At 62.6% G+C, this 20,738-nt stretch carries 18 protein-coding genes; 6 read left to right on the top strand and 12 right to left on the bottom strand.

The annotated features are described in order from the left end of the window. Positions 1–4: 4 nt before the first annotated feature. Positions 5–979: a M14 family metallopeptidase gene (locus tag LNV09_RS05485; protein WP_263556073.1), complete on the top strand. Its 975-nt coding sequence runs from the start codon at positions 5–7 to the stop codon at positions 977–979. A 30-nt stretch (positions 980–1,009) separates the two neighbouring features. Here the strand turns inward: LNV09_RS05485 and LNV09_RS05490 are convergent, their stop codons facing one another. Continuing rightward, positions 1,010–1,765 (bottom strand): substrate-binding periplasmic protein, encoded by a 756-nt coding sequence (locus tag LNV09_RS05490; RefSeq protein ID WP_263556074.1) that lies wholly within the window; start codon positions 1,763–1,765, stop codon positions 1,010–1,012. A gap of 250 nt (positions 1,766–2,015) precedes the next feature. On the opposite strand from LNV09_RS05490, the gene ppk2 reads away from it, so the two are divergent. Further along, on the top strand, positions 2,016–3,185 hold the full coding sequence (ppk2, locus tag LNV09_RS05495; RefSeq protein ID WP_263556075.1) for a polyphosphate kinase 2: 1,170 nt from the start codon (positions 2,016–2,018) through the stop codon (positions 3,183–3,185). 12 nt (positions 3,186–3,197) lie between these two features. Here ppk2 and metW read toward each other — a convergent pair whose 3' ends face one another. The 7 genes from metW to LNV09_RS05530 all read right to left on the bottom strand — a co-directional run bounded on the left by metW (position 3,198) and on the right by LNV09_RS05530 (position 10,405). Continuing rightward, the gene (metW, locus tag LNV09_RS05500) at positions 3,198–3,779 is read right to left on the bottom strand and encodes a methionine biosynthesis protein MetW (protein ID WP_263556076.1); all 582 of its coding nucleotides are present in this window, start codon (positions 3,777–3,779) and stop codon (positions 3,198–3,200) included. Beyond that, positions 3,776–4,927, bottom strand: coding sequence for a homoserine O-succinyltransferase MetX (metX, locus tag LNV09_RS05505; protein ID WP_263556286.1), 1,152 nt, complete (start codon positions 4,925–4,927; stop codon positions 3,776–3,778). The genes metW and metX overlap by 4 nt, the downstream gene beginning before the upstream one ends. A gap of 167 nt (positions 4,928–5,094) precedes the next feature. Continuing rightward, the gene (gene sppA, locus LNV09_RS05510) at positions 5,095–6,951 is read right to left on the bottom strand and encodes a signal peptide peptidase SppA (protein WP_263556077.1); all 1,857 of its coding nucleotides are present in this window, start codon (positions 6,949–6,951) and stop codon (positions 5,095–5,097) included. Between the two features lie 18 nt (positions 6,952–6,969). After that, positions 6,970–7,602, bottom strand: coding sequence for a glutathione S-transferase (locus LNV09_RS05515; protein ID WP_263556078.1), 633 nt, complete (start codon positions 7,600–7,602; stop codon positions 6,970–6,972). Positions 7,603–7,628: 26 nt separating this feature from the next. Further along, positions 7,629–8,258: a glutathione S-transferase C-terminal domain-containing protein gene (locus tag LNV09_RS05520; RefSeq protein ID WP_263556079.1), complete on the bottom strand. Its 630-nt coding sequence runs from the start codon at positions 8,256–8,258 to the stop codon at positions 7,629–7,631. A gap of 156 nt (positions 8,259–8,414) precedes the next feature. Further along, positions 8,415–9,011 carry a CHRD domain-containing protein gene (locus tag LNV09_RS05525; protein WP_263556080.1) on the bottom strand — a complete coding sequence of 199 codons (597 nt, stop codon included), beginning with the start codon at positions 9,009–9,011 and terminating at the stop codon, positions 8,415–8,417. Between the two features lie 113 nt (positions 9,012–9,124). Continuing rightward, positions 9,125–10,405: an amidohydrolase family protein gene (locus tag LNV09_RS05530; protein ID WP_263556081.1), complete on the bottom strand. Its 1,281-nt coding sequence runs from the start codon at positions 10,403–10,405 to the stop codon at positions 9,125–9,127. A gap of 119 nt (positions 10,406–10,524) precedes the next feature. Here LNV09_RS05530 and LNV09_RS05535 point away from each other — a divergent pair, with 119 nt between their 5' ends. Continuing rightward, positions 10,525–11,400: a serine hydrolase gene (locus LNV09_RS05535; RefSeq protein ID WP_263556082.1), complete on the top strand. Its 876-nt coding sequence runs from the start codon at positions 10,525–10,527 to the stop codon at positions 11,398–11,400. A gap of 62 nt (positions 11,401–11,462) precedes the next feature. Here LNV09_RS05535 and LNV09_RS05540 read toward each other — a convergent pair whose 3' ends face one another. Continuing rightward, positions 11,463–15,089: an alpha-1,6-glucosidase domain-containing protein gene (locus tag LNV09_RS05540; protein WP_263556083.1), complete on the bottom strand. Its 3,627-nt coding sequence runs from the start codon at positions 15,087–15,089 to the stop codon at positions 11,463–11,465. A gap of 325 nt (positions 15,090–15,414) precedes the next feature. Here LNV09_RS05540 and purB point away from each other — a divergent pair, with 325 nt between their 5' ends. Next, the gene (purB, locus tag LNV09_RS05545; RefSeq protein ID WP_263556084.1) at positions 15,415–16,791 is read left to right on the top strand and encodes an adenylosuccinate lyase; all 1,377 of its coding nucleotides are present in this window, start codon (positions 15,415–15,417) and stop codon (positions 16,789–16,791) included. Positions 16,792–16,881: 90 nt separating this feature from the next. On the opposite strand, the gene LNV09_RS05550 is transcribed toward purB, so the two are convergent. After that, the gene (locus tag LNV09_RS05550; RefSeq protein WP_263556085.1) at positions 16,882–17,304 is read right to left on the bottom strand and encodes a GNAT family N-acetyltransferase; all 423 of its coding nucleotides are present in this window, start codon (positions 17,302–17,304) and stop codon (positions 16,882–16,884) included. Positions 17,305–17,408: 104 nt separating this feature from the next. Then, entirely contained in the window at positions 17,409–18,050 is a 642-nt protein-coding gene (locus LNV09_RS05555) for a Crp/Fnr family transcriptional regulator (protein ID WP_263556086.1), read from the bottom strand. Between the two features lie 146 nt (positions 18,051–18,196). On the opposite strand from LNV09_RS05555, the gene LNV09_RS05560 reads away from it, so the two are divergent. Then, complete coding sequence (locus tag LNV09_RS05560) at positions 18,197–18,850, top strand: flavin reductase family protein (RefSeq protein WP_263556087.1); 654 nt, start codon at positions 18,197–18,199, stop codon at positions 18,848–18,850. Between the two features lie 10 nt (positions 18,851–18,860). Here the strand turns inward: LNV09_RS05560 and LNV09_RS05565 are convergent, their stop codons facing one another. Further along, positions 18,861–19,787 carry a GNAT family N-acetyltransferase gene (locus LNV09_RS05565; protein WP_263556088.1) on the bottom strand — a complete coding sequence of 309 codons (927 nt, stop codon included), beginning with the start codon at positions 19,785–19,787 and terminating at the stop codon, positions 18,861–18,863. A 65-nt stretch (positions 19,788–19,852) separates the two neighbouring features. Between LNV09_RS05565 and pyrF the strand changes: the two genes are divergently transcribed. Further along, on the top strand, positions 19,853–20,689 hold the full coding sequence (gene pyrF, locus LNV09_RS05570; RefSeq protein WP_263556089.1) for an orotidine-5'-phosphate decarboxylase: 837 nt from the start codon (positions 19,853–19,855) through the stop codon (positions 20,687–20,689). Positions 20,690–20,738: the final 49 nt, after the last annotated feature.

The raw sequence follows: 20,738 nt of genomic DNA on the forward strand, positions 1-20,738 counted from the left end.
CAGCATGACCCCAACTATCGAACTGAGTCCGCCCGACATCACGCCCTATCGAACCAGCACCGGCACCAGCGCCAGCGGAGTCGATTACGTCCATCTGTTCGACTCGGGCCGCCCCGGCCCGGTCGTGATGGTGCAGGCACTGACGCATGGCAATGAGCTGTGCGGCGCGATCGCCCTGGACTGGCTGTTCAAGCAGGGCTTGGGCCGCAGCCTGCTGCCGCTGCATGGCCAGTTGGTCATCAGCTTTGCCAATGTCGAGGCCTTCGCGCGCTTTGACGCGGCTGACCCGAACGCCTCGCGCTGCGTCGACGAAGACCTCAACCGTGTCTGGCATGACAGCGTCTTGTTCGGACCCGGCGACTCGCTTGAGTTGCGCAGGGCGCGCCAATTGCAGCCCTTTGTAGACCGCGCGGACTTGTTGTTGGACATTCATTCGATGCAAGACGCCTGCCGCCCGCTGATGGTGTGCGGCATGCAGGACAAGGGTGCCGCGTTCGCGCGCGAACTGGGCATGCCGGGCGATTTGCTGATCGACACCGGCCACCCCTCAGGGCTGCGCATGCGAGACCGCGGCGGCTTCGGGGACCCTGCCAGCCCCAAGAACGCCTTGCTGATCGAATGCGGCCAGCATTGGGAACAAAGCTCGGCCGACGTGGCGATCGACTGCCTGGTGCGCTTCCTCAAGCTGAGCGGCATGGTGGACGCGCAATGGGCTGATGCGCGCCTGCGCCTGGCGCTGCCGGCCAAGCAGCAGTTGATCCGGGTCGACCGGGCCGTCACGGCGCTGAGCGCCGACTTTCACTTCCTGCAGCCGGTGCGCGGCCTGGATGTGATTGCCAAGGCCGGCAGCGCTTTTGCGCAGGATGGCGACACCGTCTTCAAAACCAGTTATGACAACACCGTGCTGGTGATGCCCAGCCTCAAACATGGCAAACCGGGCAATACGATGGTGCGGCTGGGCCGCTTCGACGCGTCCTGATCCGTCCTGACCCACCTTGAAGGGGCTGCGTCATTGCAGTTGCACATCATGCTGCAACACCTCAGGCGGGTAATAGCGCTGCAAAGCCTTCAGCAAGCTGCCGTCGCGAGCCGCACCGGCCAAGGCTTCGCGCAGCAGCAGTTGATCGGCCTCGGTCAGCGACTGCCGTGACACATAGGCGCCAACCTCCGAGCGCGGCAAGCCGGTCAATTCAGCATAACGCAAATCACCAGCAGCATCCGCCACGCTGCGCCCTTCTTGCAAGGCCGAGTAAAGCAGGGTCGGCGGCAGAATGGTGAACTCAACGCGGCCGGCTCGCAGCATCAGGCCAACGGTGCGTAAATCGCTGACGTAATCGACCCTTTTCTCGGCCTCCAATTGCTTCATCAGCGCGCCATACTCATCGCCCCAGCTATAGCTGCGCACCATGGCCGCACGCCAGCTGGTTTTGGCCAGCAAGCTGCGCACATCGGCAATCAGTGCCGGCTGGCTTTTCAAAGTGATCAGCGCCGGCGTCAGTTTGAGCATGGGCACGAATTGCGCCTTTTGATCACGTTCGGAGTTGCGCGAGGCCGGCAGGAACAGATCGGCCTCATGGCTGTCGAAAAACATCAGGGCCAAGCGGGCTCGCGGCACCACAGGAAAAACGAACTCGCAAGCTTTCGTCAAACCAATTTGACGCAGCAAGTCAGGGTAGACGCCCTCGACTTTGTCGCCTTGCACCTTGACGTTAAAGCCTGTCGGCGCCACCGGCACGCGAATCGCGCGTGAGCATTGTTGTGCCATGGCCCGGCCATCGAGCATCAGCAAGCCGAGCAAGCCAAGACCACAACTGACAACGCACTGCCGAACCTTCATGTTGCCCTTGATCAAGCCAAGTCAGCAAGGGAATGGGCCTGCGCCCAATTGAGCAGAGTATCAACGACTTCGCTTGCCAGCGGCGACCCAGATTGAGCTTGCATCACTTGAGGCAAATCAAGAACAATCGCGGCTTGATATGCGAACGTGACACTTTCATGACAAATAACCCGCCGCCATGAGTACAAGCCCTCGCAAGCCCCCTGCCGCCAAAAAGGCCGTTCCACCCAGCGCAGCCAAGCTAGCTGCCGCCGCCGACAAGCCGCGCCGCAGCCGCAGCGGCGACACCGCCGGCACTTCTGATGCCAAGCGCATCGCCCGCCATGTGGTCAAAGAAGCACTGAGTGCGGCGCGCGAGCGCGAGTTGGCGGCCTTGAAAGACATCGTCGCCAAGGGCGGCCCGGATGCACTGGCCTCGTCGGTGAAGGCCATCGTGGCCGGCGCCTCGGCTGACGATGCTGCCGCGCTGCGCCAGGCCTTGCTGCAAGAACTGCACGCGACACCGCTGAACGGTGCGCACCCGGACGATGAGCTCTCGGCCGATTGGCGGCGCGGCGGCTACCCCTACAAAAACCTGATGTCGCGCAAGTCCTACGAGCAGCAGAAATACCAGCTGCAAGTTGAGCTGCTGAAGCTGCAGGCATGGGTCAAGGCGACCGGGCAGAAGGTCATCATCTTGTTTGAGGGCCGCGACGCCGCCGGCAAGGGCGGCACCATCAAGCGCTATATGGAACACCTCAACCCACGCGGTGCGCGAGTGGTGGCGCTGGAAAAGCCCAGCGAGGTGGAGCGCGGTCAATGGTATTTCCAGCGCTATGTGCAGCATCTGCCCACCGCCGGCGAGATCGTGCTGTTTGATCGCAGCTGGTACAACCGCGCCGGCGTCGAGCGGGTGATGGGTTTTTGCAGCAATGACGAGTATGTCGAATTCATGCGTCAGGCCCCCGAGTTCGAACGCAATCTGGTGCGCAGCGGCGTGCACCTGGTCAAGCTCTGGTTCTCGGTCAGCCGGGCCGAGCAGCGCCGCCGCTTCAAGGAGCGCGAGGCGCACCCGCTCAAGCAATGGAAGCTGTCACCGATCGATCTGGCCTCGCTGGACAAATGGGACAGCTACACCAAGGCCAAAGAGGCGATGTTCTTCCACACCGACATCGCCGAGTCACCCTGGACCGTCGTCAAGTCGGACTGCAAAAAGCGCGCACGCCTGAACGCGATGCGCCATGTGCTGCACCAACTGCCCTACACCAACAAAGATCTGGCCAAACTCGGCCAACTCGATCCCTTGCTGGTCGGACGGGCTAACTCGGTTTATGAGCGGGGTGAAGCGAAGGGCACAGCGGGCACTTAAGTGCCTGCGCGTCTAACCACGGTCGAACTTGAACACGGCCATGCTGGCCAGCAGATTGGGGAACCGTCGCACCGCCTGTCCGTCCTGAATGCCGAAAGCATCCAGAATGCGCAGGCGGTTCTTGTGTGCCAACACCTCAAAGTCGGCAAAAGTGCCGACCCGGATGTTCGGCGTGTTGTACCACTCATAAGGCAGCACCCGCGTCACCGGCATGCGGCCCAAGGCGACCTGCAGACGGTTGGGCCAATGGGCGAAGTTGGGGAAGCTGACGATGCCGATGCGACCGACGCGGGCGGTCTCGCGCAGCATCGCCTCGGTATTGCGCAGATGCTGCAAGGTCTCCAATTGCAAGACCACATCGAAGCTCTGATCCTCGAAGATGGTCAAGCCGTCTTCCAGATTGAGCTGAATCACATTGACGCCGCGCTGCGCGCAAGCGAGCAAATTGGCGTCATCCAGCTCGACGCCGTAGCCGGTGCAGCCGCGATGCTTTTGTAAATAGGCCAGCAGTTCGCCGGTGCCACAGCCCAGGTCCAGCACGCGCGAGCCGACCGGCACCAGCGCGGCGATTTGTTCGATGATGCCGCTGCTCATGCCGGCTCTCCTGCAATGCGAGTGAAATAGGCCCGCAAGACGCCGTGATAGCGCGGGTCCTCCAGCAAAAAGGCGTCATGCCCATGCGGCGCGTCGATTTCCGCGTAAGACACATCGAGCTTGTTGTCCAGCAAGGCCTTGACGATCTCGCGCGAGCGGGCCGGCGAAAAGCGCCAATCGGTCGTGAAGCTGGCCAGCAAAAATTTGCAGCGCGCGCTGGCAAAAGCACGGCTCAGGTCACCGCCAAACTCACGCGCCGGGTCGAAGTAGTCCAGCGCGCGGGTGATCAACAAATAGGTGTTGGCATCGAAGTAATCGCTGAACTTGTCGCCCTGGTGGCGCAGATAGCTCTCGATCTGGAACTCGATGTCCTGGGTCGTGTAACCCAACTCGGCCGCTCTCCCATCAGCGCCAGCCTTCCTAAGACTGCGGCCGAACTTCTGCTCCATCGCGTCGTCCGACAGATAGGTAATGTGGCCAATCATCCGCGCCACGCGCAGGCCGCGCTTCGGGATTGCGCCATGTTCGGCGTAATGGCCGCCGTGGAAATCGGGGTCGGTGATGATGGCCCGGCGCGCCACCTCGTTGAAGGCAATGTTCTGCGCCGACAGGGCCGGCGCGGTCGCTATCGCGATGCAGTGGCGCAGGCGCTCGGGGTAGCGCAAGGCCCAGTCCAGCGCCTGCATGCCGCCCAGCGAGCCGCCCAAGACTGCCGCCAACTGCGTGATGCCTAACTCGTCAAGCACGCGGGCCTGGGCGTCGACCCAGTCCTGCACGGTGACGACAGGGAAGTCAGCACCATAGACCTTGCCCGTGGCCGGATTGACATCGCGTGGGCCGGTCGAACCGAAGCAGGAGCCCAGGTTGTTGATGCCGATGACGAAGAACTTGTCGGTGTCCAGCGGTTTGCCGGGGCCGATCAGGTTGTCCCACCAGCCTTCGCTTTTTTCCTGGCCTGCGTAGGTGCCGGCGACATGGTGGCTGGCGTTCAGGGCGTGGCAGACCAGCACTGCATTGCTGCGTGCGGCGTTCAGCTCGCCGTAGGTCTCATAGACCATCTCGTAGTCACGCAGCTCCAGCCCGCTGCGCAGACGCAACGGCTGCGCAAAAGCCATGCGCTGAGGGCTGACGTCGCCCAATTGACCCATATGTGGCATCAGTGAAAAGCCTCCAAAAAACAAAACCGGCACCGCTGAGAGTAAGCGGACGCCGGCTTGCGGAGTCCCTCTTTAGCGGAATTTATTAAGCGCCCGCAATTCGGAACAAATCGGCGCTGGCCATCATTATAAGAGGGCCGTCGGACGCCCTCCTGAGTTCACGGCGCCGTACACAGACAATGCACGACCGCCCCGAAGGGCTTGCGGCTGTTGCTGATCTCAGCGACGAAAGCCAGCTCGGCACGCGCTTCCTGCAGGGCAGCGGGCAAACTCAAGCCCAGCTCGGCGCGAATGGCAGCAGCAATCGACGGTGCCAACACATCCTCCAGACTGCTCAGCAAACGCTCCCAGCGGCCCATTTCGCCTTCGACATAACTCACCCGCGCATCGGTGCCAAGTTTGGCCTTGGCGGCGGCCGATTTGATCGCGTCGTCCAAACTGCCCAGGCGGTCCACCAAGCCACGCTCCACAGCCTGCGCGCCGGTCCAGACACGCCCCTGCGCGACGGCATCAAGCTCGGCCACCGTCTTCTTGCGCGCCGTTGCGGCCTTGCCGGTGAACTCGGCATAGATGTGGTTGATGCCGGACTGCACCACCGAAGCCAAGCGCGGGTCGAGCGGGCGGCGCGGGTCGTAGCCGCCGGCCAGCCAGGTGGTGGTGTGGCCGCCGGTGTGGATGGACAACTTCTCCAGCAGCTTGTCGCCGGTCGGCAGCATGCCGAACACGCCGATCGAGCCGGTGATGGTGCCGGCCTCGGCAATCACCTCGTCCGAGGCCATCGAAATCCAATAACCGCCCGAAGCCGCCACATCGCCCATGGAAACCACAACAGGCTTGCCGGCCTTGCGCGTCAGCTCCAACTCACGCCGAATCACTTCCGACGCAAAAGCGCTGCCGCCGGGCGAGTTGACGCGCAGCACCAGCGACTTGATGTTCTCATCCTCGCGCGCCTGGCGGATCAGCCGGGCGGTCGAATCGCCGCCGATGCGGCCCGGCCCGGCCGTGCCGTCGCTGATCTCGCCCTCGGCCACCACCACGCCCACCGCCGGGCCATGCTCCAAGATCGGTTTTACATGGGCCTGATATTCGGCGAAAGACACACGCCGATAGCTATTGCCTTTGTCATCCTTGGCGCCGCGCGCGATCAACAACTCACGCACTTCGTCGCGGGTCTTGATGCCGTCGATCAACTTGGACTGCAGCGCCAGCTTGGCCGCGTCGCCGCCCACGGCCTCTAAGGCCTCGGGCAGCTTTTCAATCCCGGCGGTCACCGAGCCCTTGGGCAGCTTGCGTGCTGCCTCGATCGCATCGGTGTAGCCGGCCCACAACTCGCCCAGCAAATAGCGCTCTGCTTCCAAAGAAGCTGGCGACGGTGCATTGGCGAAATAGGGCTCGGCAAAGCTCTTGTAAGTGCCGACGCGCAGCACATTGGCCGACACACCCAGCCGATCCAAGGCATCTTTGTAGTAATTGCGATAGCGCCCGAAGCCTTCGATCCTCACCGTGCCGAGCGGATTCAAGTAGATCTCGCTGGCTTGCGCGGCCAGAAAGTAGCCGCGCTGATCAAAATGATCGCCATAGGCGACGATCTTTTTGCCGCCATCCTTGAAGCGCTTCAGCGCCGCCGCCACTTCGTGCAGTCCGGCCATGCCGGCACCGTCAAACTCATCCAGTTGCAGCAGCACCATGCTGATCTTAGGATCCTTGCCGGCAGCCTCCAGCGTCGCCAGCACATCGCGCAGCCTTGTCTGACGCTGCGCATTGCCTTTCAACTGTGCCATCACCTGCTCGCGCGGCGAACCCGAAAACTGCTCGACCAAGCTGCCGCGCAGATCCAGCACCAAGGTGGTCTTGTCCTTCAGTGGCGCCGGGCCGCGCGAGACCAGACCGCTCACCAGCGCCACCAGCAACGCCAGCATCAACAGGTTCAACAAAGTACGCCGGCTCGCATCCAACACGGCCCAGAATTTGCGAATCAGCCACCACAGGCCAAAGAACACACTTTTCACGCCCATAGGGGCTCCTTTTGCTAACTAGCAGTTTGATGCCGGCGATTGTGCAGCAAAGGGCGGCTTGGCCATGATGGCGGCGAACAGATCGCTCGCCAACCATCGATGCAACCAGCCCCGCAGCGCCGCGTGAGGAGCGGCCTCGAACCAGGCCGCGTCGACCGCCGCAAATTGGCGCACAAAAGGCAGCAAGGCCAGATCCAGCCAACTCGGCGTCGCACCGAGCAAATAGGTGGAGCGCTGCAGCAGCGCATCCAGCGGCACCAGCATCAAGGCCTCGGCCTCGGAGCGCCATTGCGGCTGAGTCGCCTGAGGGTGACGGTCCGGGTATTTGTAGCGGTCCAGCAATTGCTTGAAAGGCCCATCGTTGAGCGCCAGCCAAGGCAGGGCCTGCGCGTCCAAGTCGGGCCGACGCCAAGCTTGCGGATCGGCCTGCGCCAGGGCCCAAAACATGATGTCGGCGCTTTGCTCCAACACTTCACCGCTGGGCAAAAGCAACACCGGCACCGTGCCCTTGGGCGACAGGCGCAGCAACTCTGGCGGCTTGGCGCGCAGTTGCACCTCGTGGATCTGAACCACTATGCCGGCATACTGCAAGGCCAACCTGGCCCGCATGGCATAGGGGCAGCGGCGAAAGGAGTAGAGCTGGGGCAGCAAGGCTTGGCCAATCGGCCCGCGTCAAATCAGGCCACTGGCGGGGCAGTGTCGATAAAGCTCTGGCGTGCGCTGAGCTTCTCGAAATGGCGCGCCAGATTCGGATTTGCACTGCGCCAGTCAATTGCGGGGAAGCGGAAGTCCAAATAGCCCAAGGCACAGCCGACCGAGATATCGGCCAGCGAGAAATGATTGCCCCAGCACCAGGCCTTGTCACCCAGGCCATGGTTCATGGCGGTGCAGGCGGCCAACACCTTGTCCAACTGGCGCTGCACCCAAGCTTCGCAGCGCTGCTCGGCCGTGCGCCCGGCAAACTTGTTTTCCAACAGCGCCAAAACAGCGGCGTCCATCACGCCGTCAGCCAAGGCCTCCCAAGTCTTCACCTCGGTGCGCTCGCGGCCACGTTCAGGGATCAGCTTGCCGACCGGCGAAAGCGTGTCCACATACTCAACGATCACGCGCGAATCAAACACCGCGCCTGTGATCGAGTCCTGCCCTTCCATCACCAGGCAAGGCACCTTGCCGAGCGGGTTCATCTTCAGAATCGCATCGCTGCTCCAGACGTCCTCCAGCACCAGCTGGTAGTCGAGCTTTTTTTCGGCCATCACGATACGCACCTTGCGAACGAAGGGGCTGGTAAGTGATCCGATGAGTTTCATATGGGTTGCAATGACTTCGTCCTAGTTCGATTCATTCTAGCCAAGGCAATGTTGCGCGCCAGACTGTACAAAGTCGGCTTTCTGGTGCAGACGCCGGCCTTGGCTCGGACAAGAAAAAACCCGCACAAGGCGGGTTGGACGAAAAACAGGTCAATCTCAAGCCACGCGGCGACGTCGCGCCACAAAGCCCACCACGCCCAAGCCAGCCAGCAGCAAGGCGTAGCTCGAAGGCTCCGGCACCACCGACACCAAGAGCAATTGCCCGCGCACTGCGCCGCCTGGATTGGCGACGGTATGCACATTGACATAGGCCAAGCTGCCCAATAGCGCATCCTTCATGGACATCGCCCCAAAAGCAGAAGGCGCCACATTGCTGCCGCCTACCAACAAGGTGCTGCCTGCATTCAAAGAGACAAACGGCACATTGTCCAGCCCGACCCGCACAGGCCCATTGACCCCGGCGGCGGCAGGTCCATGGATGTGATAAGCACTGGCTGCCGTGCCCGCGACAGCGCCGCCACTGAGGCCGAACACCGACATCGCAAAGTTGTAGCTGTCGTCAGCCAGTGACACCGTGCCCATATCGTCATAAGACAGCGTCGCAACACCGGTGGCCGTTGAGGCCGAAGCGCTCACTTCTTGCGCGGCAGTGAGCGTCGCATTGAACTGGTAGACCGTCGCTTGTGCCGCCAGCGGCAGCGCCGACAAGGCGGCCAAGGCCAGCAAAGGCTTGAAGAGTGAGCGAGTTTTCATCTGAGTTCTCCAAATAGGAAAAAGACAAGCAAAGCCGAACGATATCGACCCTGCATCTCTTGTACCAAGTATCGAGCTAGGCGGACACCCCAAGTTCATGGGTTCTAGGGTATTCACTTGGAAGTCTGGGCAAGCGTCCAGTCAAGTGTGGCCGGGCGGCCATCCAGGCTCAGCCGCGCGGTGCTGGGCTCACAGCGGCTCAAAACCTGCCCCCGCCGCACCACCAGCAAACGCTGGGCCCGCAGACGCAGGGCCTCGACAGGGCTGCGGGCCTGCAGCAACACGAAATCGGCGTTAGCGCCCACTTCAAGTCCATAGCCTGCCAGACCCATCAGCCGCGCATTGTTGACGGTGACGGCGTCGAAACAGGCGTGCATGCCGGCCTGCGAAGTCATCTGTGCCACGTGCAAACCCATGCTGGCCACCTCCAACATATCGGCGCTGCCCTGGCTGTACCAGGGGTCGAGCACGCAGTCATGGCCGAAGCCGACATTGACGCCGGCCGCCAGCAACTCCGGCACCCGCGTCATACCGCGCCGTTTCGGGTAGCTGTCATGCCGCCCCTGCAAGGTGATATTGATCAGCGGGTTGGCCACCACCTGCAGGCGCGCCTCGGCCATCAAGGCGATCAGCTTGGAGGCGTAATAGTTGTCAACCGAATGCAGCGAAGTCAGGTGCGAGCCGGTGACGCGCCCTTGCAGACCCAGGCGCTGGGTCTCAAACGCCAAGGTCTCGACATGGCGCGAAGCCGGGTCATCGCTCTCGTCACAATGCATATCGACGGCCAGGCCGCGCTCGGCCGCCAGCTCGCACAGCAGTTTGATGCTTTGCGTGCCCTGCTCATAAGTGCGCTCGAAATGCGGAATGCCGCCGACCACCTCGACGCCCATGTCCAGCGCGCGCTTGAGGTTCTCGAGCGCACCCGGCGCACGCAGCAAGCCGTCCTGCGGAAAGGCGACCAGTTGCAAGTCCAGATAGGGTTTGACCCGCTCCCGCACATGCAGCAGCGCCTCGACCGCCAGTAGACGCTCATCACACACATCGACATGGCTGCGTATCGCCAACAGGCCCTTGGCTACCGCCCAGTCGCAATAGCTCAGCGCCCGCTCAACCAAGGTTTCTTGCGTCAGCAGCGGCTTCAACTCGCCCCATAGCGCAATACCTTCCAGCAAGGTGCCGCTTTGATTGACACGCGGCTGGCCGTAGCTCAATGCAGCGTCAAGGTGGAAATGCGCATCGACAAATGGTGGGCTGAGCAGCCAGCCCTGGCCGTCAAGCTCCTGCACGCCCTCGACCGCAGGCAATTGCGGCGCTATGGCTTTGATGCAGCCGCCCTGCACCAAAACGTCTTGGCCTTGGCGGCCATCGGGCAGGCAAACATTGCGTATCAGCATGGAAAGCGGCCTCGCTGCTTCGGGACTAGAGGGGTCAGCCTAACACTCTGATCACCGGCCATCGAAGCCAAGCTCATTAGAATGAAGCCCAGCCCACCAACACTGTTTCACTTCAACTGATGACCCGCTCCCCGACGCCTTCTGCACGCCAGCCTTTGAAGTTAGCTCTACTCCTGATTTTGGGCGCCGCGCTCCTCCCGGCCCAGGCCAAGAGTTCCGGCAAGGCCACCAGTGAGAAGGTGCCCAGCCTCAGCGATGTGCCCATCAACGCCAAGCATGTGCTGGTCTTGGATGACAGCTCGGGCAAGGTCTTGAAGGAAAAAAACGCCGACAGCGTGGTGCCGATCGCCTCATTGACCAAGCTGATGACCGCGATGGTGGTGCTCGATGCGAAGCCGAACATGCAGGAAACCATCCGTATCGACAGCGCCGATAGGGACACGCTCAAACACAGCCTCTCGTTCTTGCCGGTGGGCGCGCAGCTGACCCGCCAAGACGCTTTGACCTTGGCCTTGATGTCCTCGGAGAACCGTGCCGCGGCCGCCTTGGCGCGCACCTTCCCTGGCGGCTTGGCGGCCTTTCAATTGGCGGTGAGCGCAAAAATTCGCGCCCTCGGACTGACCCATACCCAGATCAACGAAGCCACCGGCCTGTCACCGCAGAACACCTCGACGGCCAACGAGGTGGCCAAGATCGCCGCTGCAGCCGCCCGCTACCCGGCAATTGCCGACATCACCAGCGACAAAAAGGCCACCATCCCCGTCAGCGGCCGTAAGCGCGAATTTCACAACACCAATCGCCTGGTCGGCAAAAAGGGCTGGGACATCCATCTGTCCAAAACCGGCTACACCGACGAGGCCGGGCGCTGCCTGACCATGCGCATGACCAGCGGCGGTAAAAACGTCACCGTCGTCTTGCTGGACGCCGACGGCTCGGCCGCGCGCCTGCAAGACGCCGGCAAGATCCGCCGCTCACTGGAGAGAGCGCGCGGCTGATCTGGCCTCGCAGACTCAGCCGGCGCCTCAACTGGCGCCTTAGCCGCTTCTCAACCGCCGCCTCAACCGCCGCGCTTGGCCTTCAAAGGCTGCTGCACCACAAACACCACCGCCGTGCGCGCCGGCAGCGTGAACTGCCCTGTGCCGGCCTCGTACTTGGCCTGCGCAGCGCGCTTGTCGGCCGCTCCCGGCGCGCGGTGCACCGGATGCAGCTCGAAATTGCGGCCGGCCAGCGCGGGCACGCTCAGCTGCTTGTCGCTCTTGTCCACATTGATCAGATAGACCAACTCCTGGAAGTTGGCACCGGCATAGCCCGCGCCATTCAGGTGGCCGACCAAGACGGTGGCCTCCTGTGCGCTGCCGGTGTTGTGGAAGCTCAGGCGCGCCTTGATGTCCTCGGCAGTTCTGAGCCGCAGCAAGGTCGTGCTCTTGCGTATGGCCAGTAGGTCGCGGAAGGCGTCGCGAGTCCAGGCGATGTCAGCAGCGGCCGGCTTGATCAAGGGATTTGCCAACAACGGCTTGACCAGCGGCCAGTTGTCGGCGTTGTCACGAGCGGGCGGCAGGCCGACGCCGAAGTTATTGTCTGCATAGCTCCAGTCCAGCTTATTGAACCAGTCACCCGAGTCATAACTATTGCGGTCCATGGACTTGCTGCGCAGTGTGTCGACGCCGGCATGGAAGTAGGCAATGCCTTGACTGAAGCTGTTGATGGCCGCACCGAGGATCTGCACCCGGGCGCGGTCTTCGCGGCTGGTACTGGACGGCAACTTGAAGGCGTTGTTGTCGAACAAAGTGGTGTTGTCGTGGTTCTCCACGTAATTGACCACTTCGGAGGGCTCCAGCACATAGCCTGCGGAGAGGCCGCCGGCATTGATTTCCTCCAAGCGCAGGTTCGCGTCCCAGCTGGTCTGAAGCTGGAAGCTGCGGATCGAGCCGGCCAAGCTGGCCTTGATCAGATCGCCCTGCCACATCAGGTCGCCGCGGGTCTTGCCGCCACCAAAGCCGTTCGGGTCATAGAACAAGCCGTTGATATAGCCCTGGTTGGCGAACTGGTTGTTGCCGGAATCAAACGAGCTGCCGCCGCGCACCGCATCGCGGATGAAGGGGTTGAAGCTGCCGATGCCGGAGCCGTTCAAGCTCATCATCTCGGCCTGCACAAAGCGCGCGCCATTGGCCACCTCGCCGAAGTTCCAGCCCTCGCCAAGGATCTGCACCTCGCGGCCGGTGGCAGCCTTGACGCGCGCCTTGAGCGCCTCCATCACCGAGCGCGGGTGGTGGCCCATGATGTCGAAGCGCAGCGAGCTGATGCGGTAGTCGCGCGTCCAGGTGATGGCCGAGTCGATCATCAGCTTGGCCATCATGTGGTTTTCGGCGGCGGTGTTTTCGCAGCAGGTCGAGCGCTCGACGCCACCCACGGCATTGAGCCGGTGGTAGTAGCCCGGCACCACCTTGTCCAGCACCGAGGCGGCATTCTGGCCGGAGGCACTGGTGTGGTTGTAGACCATGTCCATGCCAACGCGCAGCCCGGCCGCGTTGAGCGCCTGCACCATGCTGCGGAATTCCAGTACCCTTGCTGCCGGCTTGGCCGCCGAGCTGGCGTAGCTGCCCTCGGGTGTGCTGAAGTGCAGCGGGTCATAGCCCCAGTTGAAACAGTCGCTGGACGCCGTGGCTGCCACTGCGGCCTGCTGTGTCTCGCCGTCCGGCGTGCCGCTTGGCGTAGGCGTGAGGCAGTTCTTTTCATTCACGCTGGCAATGTCGAACACCGGCAGCAGATGCACATCGGTCAGGCCGCTTTGCGCCAGCGCGCCGAGGTGCTTCATGCCCTTGGAGCCGGCTTCGGCAAAGGCCAGGTACTTGCCGCGCTTGTCGGCCGGCACCGTGCTGTCATTGATCGAGAAGTCACGCACATGCAACTCATAGATGCTCATGTCCGCGCTGCTGGCCACCGTGTTCGGAGGCGCACTTTCGTCCCAGCCTGCCGGTTTCAAAGCCGGCGACTGCAAATTCGTCACCACACTGTGCTGGCTGCCCATGCTGAGCCCAAGCGAATAGGGGTCAGTCACCTGGTTGCGGACCAGGCCAACACCGCGCACAAACACCTGCACCGCAAAGCGATAGATCTGGCCGGATCGATCACCCGCCAGACTCAAGCTCCAGCTGCCGGTTGCGGGGTCGAGCTGCATTGGGATGGATTCAGTGCGTGTCAGCGCCTGAGCGCTGTCGCTTGAAATGATCAAAGACACCGCCTGCGCGGTCGGCGCCCAGAGCTTGAAACTGGTGCGGCCTTGCGCCACCACCGCGCCGAAGTTAGCCTCGTCTGCAGCTGCTGCATACAGCTCGTCCATGGCACCGGCGATCTGCGTGGTGCTGGCGTTCTGAGCCAGGCCGGCCGCGTTCTCTTGCACCAGCACCAGTTGCTGGGTGTGCAAAAACGGCAGCCGAACCAAGTCGGCCTCGCGGACCTTGAACACCGCGCCAGCGGCCACATATTTGAAGCGCAGCGCAGCGTCGGCTGGCACCGTGCCGGCAAAGGCGTCCAGCGTGATAAAGCCGTCACTGCCTTGCGTCAGCGCGTCGCGCTGCACGACGATCTGGCCCTTGGCCGAGTAGTACAGGCGCACCACGCCGTCGGCGGTCACGCGCGGCCATTGCAGCAGACTCTTGTTCAACCAAACAGCGCGCGAGTCGGTGCTGGAGACGGAGCGCAAATCGGGCGGCGCCTGATAGACATCGGGGTCTTGCTGCACCAACCAGATCTCGCCGACCTGATTCTTGATATTGAGCGAGGCATAGTCGACGCGGATATTGTTGTCACGCCCGTCCTTGTCGCCCTGGTTCGGCGCCATGCCGTGGATGATGAATTCCAAGGCCGTTTGGCCGCCGCCCAGTTGGGGGTTCAGCACCGGGATGTCAAACACCACCTCGCCCGCGCCTGCGGCGTAGCCGGGCATCGCGCTGAGCGCGACCGGGCTGCCCCATTGGTCAATCACCATGCCGGCCGGCAGCGCAGCTGCGTTCAGGCCGCTGCCATTCCACAGGTGCAGACCCCAGCTCGCATAGGCGCTGTCGAAGCGCTTGTAATGCACCCGCAGCGTCTTGATGTCCGGTACCGGCAAGCCCAGCGGATTGCTGGCGTAGGTGCTTGCGTCGCCCTCGAGCCGCCAGATTTCATTCGCACCGGGCTTCAAGGTGTAGCTTTGATCGGCGCCGCCCCAGTCCTTCCAATCGCCCTTGTGAAGCAGATAGCCGACTGAGCCACCTTCACCGGCATTGGCCGCCAGCGGCACGTCGTAGATCGCGCCAAAGTCGTCGCTGCCCGTGGCGTTCCAACCTTCGTTCCAGTTCGGGCTCTGCGCCGCGCCCCAGCTGTGCAACTGCCAACCGGCGGTGTCGCCATTGGCGCGGCGGTAATGCACGCGCAGCGTCGAGGTGCTGACCGCCGCCGCAGCTTTGCGGCGCGCATCGGGCGGCAGCGGCACGGCTGCCAGAACGGTCGAATCGGACGAATCGGCGTCGACTGACAGCCCGGTCGCCCTGCCGGCTTCAAGCGTCGCCGCATTTGAATCGGGTGCAGCGCCGCCGCCGCACGCACTCAGCTGACCCAAGGCCAGCGCAGCGGCCAGCCCCAAGCTCAGCTGAGCCACCACCCGCCGCGTCTCGCGCAGCATCCTGGACCATTGAATCGTCATATGCATCCTTCTTTCAGGAAACCAAGGCTGACCCAAGATGGAGCCGAGCCCGAATTCGGCGCGATGCTAATGAAGTAAAACTACATGCGATAGATGGTGTTTTCCCGATGATTACTGTTTTTACTCTCCTTATTCCCTTGTCCATGTAATCAAACTACTTAACCCCCAACAAGAAAGTTCCGCGAGCCTTTGCACAAAAACTCGCCCGCCGTCATCGCAAAGCCCAGCCCCCCGTGGGCCGCGCAATGTCGAGCCACCCCTGCCGCATAAAATGCCGCCCTTGCACTCTTGCTTCACCAACGCGCCCGCTTGGACGCCCATCGCCATGAACCTATCCGCCTTTTCCTCGATCAGCGCCCTCTCGCCGCTGGATGGCCGCTACGCCTCGCGCGTGGCTGCGCTGCGCCCCCTGCTGTCCGAGTTCGGCCTGATGCACCGCCGGGTGCAGGTTGAAGTGGAATGGTTCATCGCCTTGTCGGATGCCGGCTTTGCCGAGTTCAAGCCGCTGACCGGCGCCGCCCGCGGCCTGCTGCGCGGCTTGGTGTCGCGCTTCTCGGAAGTCGACGCGCAAGCGATCAAGGACATCGAGAAGACCACCAACCATGATGTCAAAGCGGTCGAGTACTGGCTGAAGTCGCGCTTCGAGAACAGCCCCGAGCTGAAGGCAGCCGGCGAATTCGTACACTTTGCCTGCACCAGCGAAGACATCAACAACACCAGCCACGGCCTGATGCTCAAAGCCGCGCGCGCCGACGTGCTGCTGCCCACCGTCGACCGCATCACTACCAAGCTAACGGCCATGGCCCACGCCATGGCGGCCACGCCGATGTTGGCCCGTACGCATGGCCAGACCGCCAGCCCGACCACGATTGGCAAGGAAGTCGCCAACGTCGTGGCGCGCCTGCGCAATGCGCGTGCCCGCATTGCCGATGTGCAATTGCTGGCCAAGATGAACGGTGCGGTCGGCAATTACAACGCCCACCTGAGCGCCTGGCCCGAGTTCGACTGGGAGGCCTTCAGCCAGCGCGTGATCGAGCAGCAGCTGGGTCTAACGTTCAACCCTTACACCATCCAGATCGAGCCGCACGACTATATGGCCGAGCTGTTCGACGCGGTCACGCGCTTGAACACCATTCTGATCGACTGGTCACGCGATGTGTGGAGTTATGTCTCCTTGGGTTACTTCAAGCAGCGCACGATTGCCGGCGAGATCGGCAGTTCGACCATGCCACACAAGGTCAACCCGATCGACTTCGAAAATGCCGAGGGCAATTTCGGTTTGGCCAACGCTTTGCTCACTCACTTGAGCCAGAAATTGCCGATCAGCCGCATGCAGCGCGACCTGACCGATTCCACCGTCTTGCGCAATATGGGCGTGGCGATCGGCTACGCGGTCTTGGGCTATGAGTCTCTGCTCAAGGGCCTGGACAAGCTGGAGGTCAACGAGGCCAAGCTAGCGGAAGATCTGGACGGCGCCTGGGAAGTGCTGGCCGAGCCGATTCAAACGGTGATGCGCCGCTTTGCCCTGCCCAACCCTTATGAGCGCCTGAAGGAGCTGACACGCGGCAAGGCCATCACGGCCGAGGGTGTGCGCGAGTTCATCAACGGGTTGGAGATTCCTGAGGCCGAGAAGGCGCGGCTGTTGGCGATGACGCCGGGGAGCTATGTGGGCAAGGCGGCGGAATTGGCGAAGCGGATCTAACTCGGCAAGCCCATGCCATCGAGGCGCCCTGCGGGGCGCCTTTTTTACGTCCAAGAATCTGCGACCAGATGAAGATCCCCACGCTTCGGGCTAGGCAGCCAGCTTCGGTCTCCTGTACGCCATCCCGACCGAACGCGGCGCAGTGGGCACAAAGCCGAACTGAGCGTACAAATCTTGCGCTTGGCCGTCCGCAATCAGACTAACGTAGCCACTGGGCGGAACATTGCTTTCAATGTATTTCAGAATCTCGGCCATGATGCGTTTGCCTAGTCCACGCCCTTGATGCTCTTTGAGTACGGCGATGTCCACGACTTGAAAGAAGCAGCCGCCGTCGCCGATGACTCGCCCCATACCGACGGCCTGCGCCTCATGAATGATCTGGACGGCAAAAAGAGTATTCGGCAAGCCGCGCGCTGCGGCCTCGTCGGACTTGCCACTCAGGCCAGATCCGACGCGCAGCGCCTGATAGGTCTGAACTGAGGGGGTTTCTAGAATGTTGGAATAGGATTCCACTTATTTAATCGAAGTCGGCATTTGATTGCTCTACCGCTGGGCCTGCCGAGCTTAAGTTTTGCGGGCATCTGCAAAAACAAAACTCACTGACGCAGCAATGTCCGCTACCACCCCGCCGGCAACTTCTTCAACAAGACCAGACGCCCATCGCGCTGCTCGACATAGCCGCCTTGCAGCAACTGCTTGAAGATCCGGCTGATCATCTCTCGCGAAGAGCCGACCCGCTCGGCGATATCTTGCTGCGTCAGCTTGAGTGACACCAGCCGGGGCCCACCGCCCGGGGTTTCGGCGCCGGCCAATTCATTGAGCATGCGCGCCACCCGTTGATAGACATCGTCCAGTGCCAGGCTCTTGACGTTCTCGGTCGAGCGACGCAGCAGCGTCGCCAGCCGGTGAATCAAGTGAAAGGCAAAGTCGGGGTGCTGGGCCAGGAATTCCCGCATGTCCGCTCCGTGCACCAGCACGCAACGCAGCGGCTCCAAACTGGCCACCGAGGCCGAGCGCGGCGCGCCGTCCAGCAGGCTCAACTCGCCAAAATACTCACCCGGCCCAAGGGTGTTGTAGATCACTTCGCGGCCATCGTCGCCGGCGCCGTAAACCTTGACCCGGCCCGCCAACAGGATAAAAAAGGCATCTGATTGATCACCCTCGTTGATCAACACGGCATGCGCCGGATAGTTGCGTGCGCCGCCCCGGCTGGCGATCGCCACCAACATTTCATCCTGCAATTTATCGGCTTGGTCCATGCGAGTCACTCCCAGTTCAGGCGCAAGCATAGCTTCTGCATCGTGACGATTGGCGCCCAAGCCTGCGCAAGAAACGGGCTGACCGCTCTAAAAAGAGCCGCAACACTGTGCGCTCCCATGACTCGTTAGCCTGGAGGAGTTGTCAAATGCACAGAACCATAGAGCCCGCCATCCACTACTGGGGTACGCCGGTCCTCATCATCAGCAGCCTGAACGAAGACGGTTCGGCCAACTTGGCGCCGATGTCCTCGGCCTGGTGGCTGGGCTGGAGCTGCATGCTGGGCCTGGACGCCAGCTCGCAGACCCTGGCCAACCTGCGCCGCCAGCGCGAATGCGTGCTCAATCTGGCCAGCGTGAACGAGGCCGACGCAGTCAACCGGCTGGCACTGACCTCGGGCACTTCGCCCCTGCCCATGCACAAGCAATGGCTGGGCTACCGCCATGTGGCGGACAAGTTCGCGCAGGCGGGTTTGCGAGCGCAGCCCTCGGAGCAGGTCGCGCCTCCGCGCGTGCAGGAATGCCAGGTCCAGCTGGAGGCCGAGGTGGTGGACGTGCGGCCGTTTGGCACGCAGGACCCGCGACTGCCCATTCCCAGTGCGATGGTCGAGCTGCGTATCGTTCGCGCCCATGTGCATGCCTCCATCCTGCAGGACGACCACGCTGATCGCATCGACCCGCAGCGCTGGCAGCCGCTCATGATGAAGTTCCGTCAGCTCTATGGCGGCGGCGCACAGGTGATGCCGGAATCGATATTGGCCAGCTGCCCGGAGGAGATGTATGCGCCGTGGAAAGCGCGTTGAATCTTGCCGCTCAGGCCAGGTCTTCCCACGCCAACGCCGCAATCTGCCAGCGCCGGCCGGTATTGAGCAGTTGCACGGTCTTGATGCCCTCGGCCTCGAAGGCCTCGCCGTCGAGAACTCCCTGCTTGCGGTAGCGCAGCCAAGCCTGGGCGATGCGGCCATGGCGGTCGATGCGCTGCTCAACGATTGCCTCATCAAACGCTGCCAAGCGCCCGCCCGGGCGCAGCAACTCGGCGCGCGGCTGCACAAATTCCTCGACCGTCATCCGGTGCAGGCCGGCGTCATCGGCGCGGCTGATGACGGCCTGCGGCGCCAGCATATAGGGCAGGGCCGCCAGGCGGGGGTTGCGGCCGTCCTGGTTGTTGAAGACGGCAAAAAAGCGCCGCAGCAGGTCGGCTATGTGGTCGTCCTCGTCGCCGGACGAGGGCACCCCTTCCATCGAATAGACCTTGCTCAAGCCCTCGACGCCGGCAAACTGCGTGGTCTCCAGATAGCGCAGGCCCAAACTCTCGAGCAGCCGGCCCGAAGCGTCGTTGCTCGGTGCCGTTGACGCCATCAGCCTGGGTTCGCCCATCACCTCGCGCGCATAGTCCAGGCAGGCCTTGGCCGCCTCGCGGGCATAGCCCTTGCCCCAAAAGCGCGGCAAAAAGGCGTAGCCAATGTCCGGCACCGGCAAATAGTCGCGCTGCAGGATGCCGCACATACCGAGGACGGTGCTGTCATCAAGCAGTTCAACCGCCCACAGCCCCAAGCCTTTTTCCCAGCAGGGCCGGATCAGCTTTTCGTCCATCCAGAACCGGGCGGCGCCGAGATCGCGCACGCCGGGGTCATTGATATTGAGCTTCCAGGAGTCCTGCTGAAGTTGCTCCAAGACATAGTCCTCGTCACCGGGTGCAAACCAGCGCAAGCGCAATCTGGCGGTCGTCAAAACAAGCATGCAGCCATCCCTCGAATAAAACCCTGGACAATACGGCACCTTAAACGATGCAGAAAAACACGCCCATGAACTTCATCCAGCAACTCAAACAAGCCGAAGCCCTCAACGACTCGCTGCTCTGTGTGGGGCTGGACCCGGAACCGGCCAAGTTCCCCGGCAGCTGGAAGGGCGACGCGGGCCGCATCTATGAGTTTTGCGCCGCGATTGTGGACGCCACCAAGGACCTGGTGATTGCCTTCAAACCGCAAATCGCCTACTTCGCCGCCCACCGCGCCGAAGCGCAGCTGGAGCAATTGATGGCCCACATCAAGCGCGTGGCACCCCATGTGCCGGTGATCCTGGACGCCAAGCGCGGCGACATCGGCTCGACCGCCGAGCAATATGCCAAAGAAGCCTTCGAGCGCTACCAGGCCGACGCCGTGACGCTGTCACCCTTCATGGGCTTCGATTCGATCGAGCCCTATCTGCGCTACCCGGACAAGGGCGCCATTCTGCTCTGCCGCACGTCCAATCCGGGCGGCAGCGACTGGCAGAACCAGCGCCTGGCCGATGTGCCGGGCAACCCGAAGCTGTACGAACATTTAGCCCGTTTGGCGCAGACCGACTGGAACAAGAATGGTCAGCTGGGCCTGGTGGTTGGCGCCACGTTTCCGGCCGAGATCGCCCGCGTGCGCGAGCTCGCGCCAACGCTGCCGCTGCTGATTCCGGGTGTGGGCGCGCAGGGCGGCGACGCCGAGGCGACGGTGCAAGCGGGCTGGAAGCCAACGGCGCCCATCATCGTCAGCAGCTCGCGCGCGGTGCTCTATGCCAGTTCGGGCGAGGACTTTGCCGCTGCCGCCCGCCGGGTGGCGCTGCAAACCCGCGAGCAACTGAACCGGGCTCGCAATACACCTCAGGGCTGATGTCTTGGCCTGTGCACAAATGCCCAATATGCTCGCCGGCAATGATTTA

The organism is Paucibacter sp. B2R-40 (assembly GCF_025717555.1).
Classification (GTDB): Bacteria; Pseudomonadota; Gammaproteobacteria; order Burkholderiales; family Burkholderiaceae_C; genus Paucibacter_A.

Coding starts and splice junctions, on each gene's coding strand:
- LNV09_RS05485 (WP_263556073.1), top strand. CDS start 5: ATGACCCCAACTATCGAACTGAGTCCGCCCGACATCACGCCCTATCGA.
- LNV09_RS05490 (WP_263556074.1), bottom strand. CDS start 1,765: ATGGCACAACAATGCTCACGCGCGATTCGCGTGCCGGTGGCGCCGACA.
- ppk2 (WP_263556075.1), top strand. CDS start 2,016: ATGAGTACAAGCCCTCGCAAGCCCCCTGCCGCCAAAAAGGCCGTTCCA.
- metW (WP_263556076.1), bottom strand. CDS start 3,779: ATGAGCAGCGGCATCATCGAACAAATCGCCGCGCTGGTGCCGGTCGGC.
- metX (WP_263556286.1), bottom strand. CDS start 4,927: ATGGGTCAATTGGGCGACGTCAGCCCTCAGCGCATGGCTTTTGCGCAG.
- sppA (WP_263556077.1), bottom strand. CDS start 6,951: ATGGGCGTGAAAAGTGTGTTCTTTGGCCTGTGGTGGCTGATTCGCAAA.
- LNV09_RS05520 (WP_263556079.1), bottom strand. CDS start 8,258: ATGAAACTCATCGGATCACTTACCAGCCCCTTCGTTCGCAAGGTGCGT.
- LNV09_RS05525 (WP_263556080.1), bottom strand. CDS start 9,011: ATGAAAACTCGCTCACTCTTCAAGCCTTTGCTGGCCTTGGCCGCCTTG.
- LNV09_RS05530 (WP_263556081.1), bottom strand. CDS start 10,405: ATGCTGATACGCAATGTTTGCCTGCCCGATGGCCGCCAAGGCCAAGAC.
- LNV09_RS05535 (WP_263556082.1), top strand. CDS start 10,525: ATGACCCGCTCCCCGACGCCTTCTGCACGCCAGCCTTTGAAGTTAGCT.
- LNV09_RS05540 (WP_263556083.1), bottom strand. CDS start 15,089: ATGACGATTCAATGGTCCAGGATGCTGCGCGAGACGCGGCGGGTGGTG.
- purB (WP_263556084.1), top strand. CDS start 15,415: ATGAACCTATCCGCCTTTTCCTCGATCAGCGCCCTCTCGCCGCTGGAT.
- LNV09_RS05555 (WP_263556086.1), bottom strand. CDS start 18,050: ATGGACCAAGCCGATAAATTGCAGGATGAAATGTTGGTGGCGATCGCC.
- LNV09_RS05560 (WP_263556087.1), top strand. CDS start 18,197: ATGCACAGAACCATAGAGCCCGCCATCCACTACTGGGGTACGCCGGTC.
- LNV09_RS05565 (WP_263556088.1), bottom strand. CDS start 19,787: ATGCTTGTTTTGACGACCGCCAGATTGCGCTTGCGCTGGTTTGCACCC.
- pyrF (WP_263556089.1), top strand. CDS start 19,853: ATGAACTTCATCCAGCAACTCAAACAAGCCGAAGCCCTCAACGACTCG.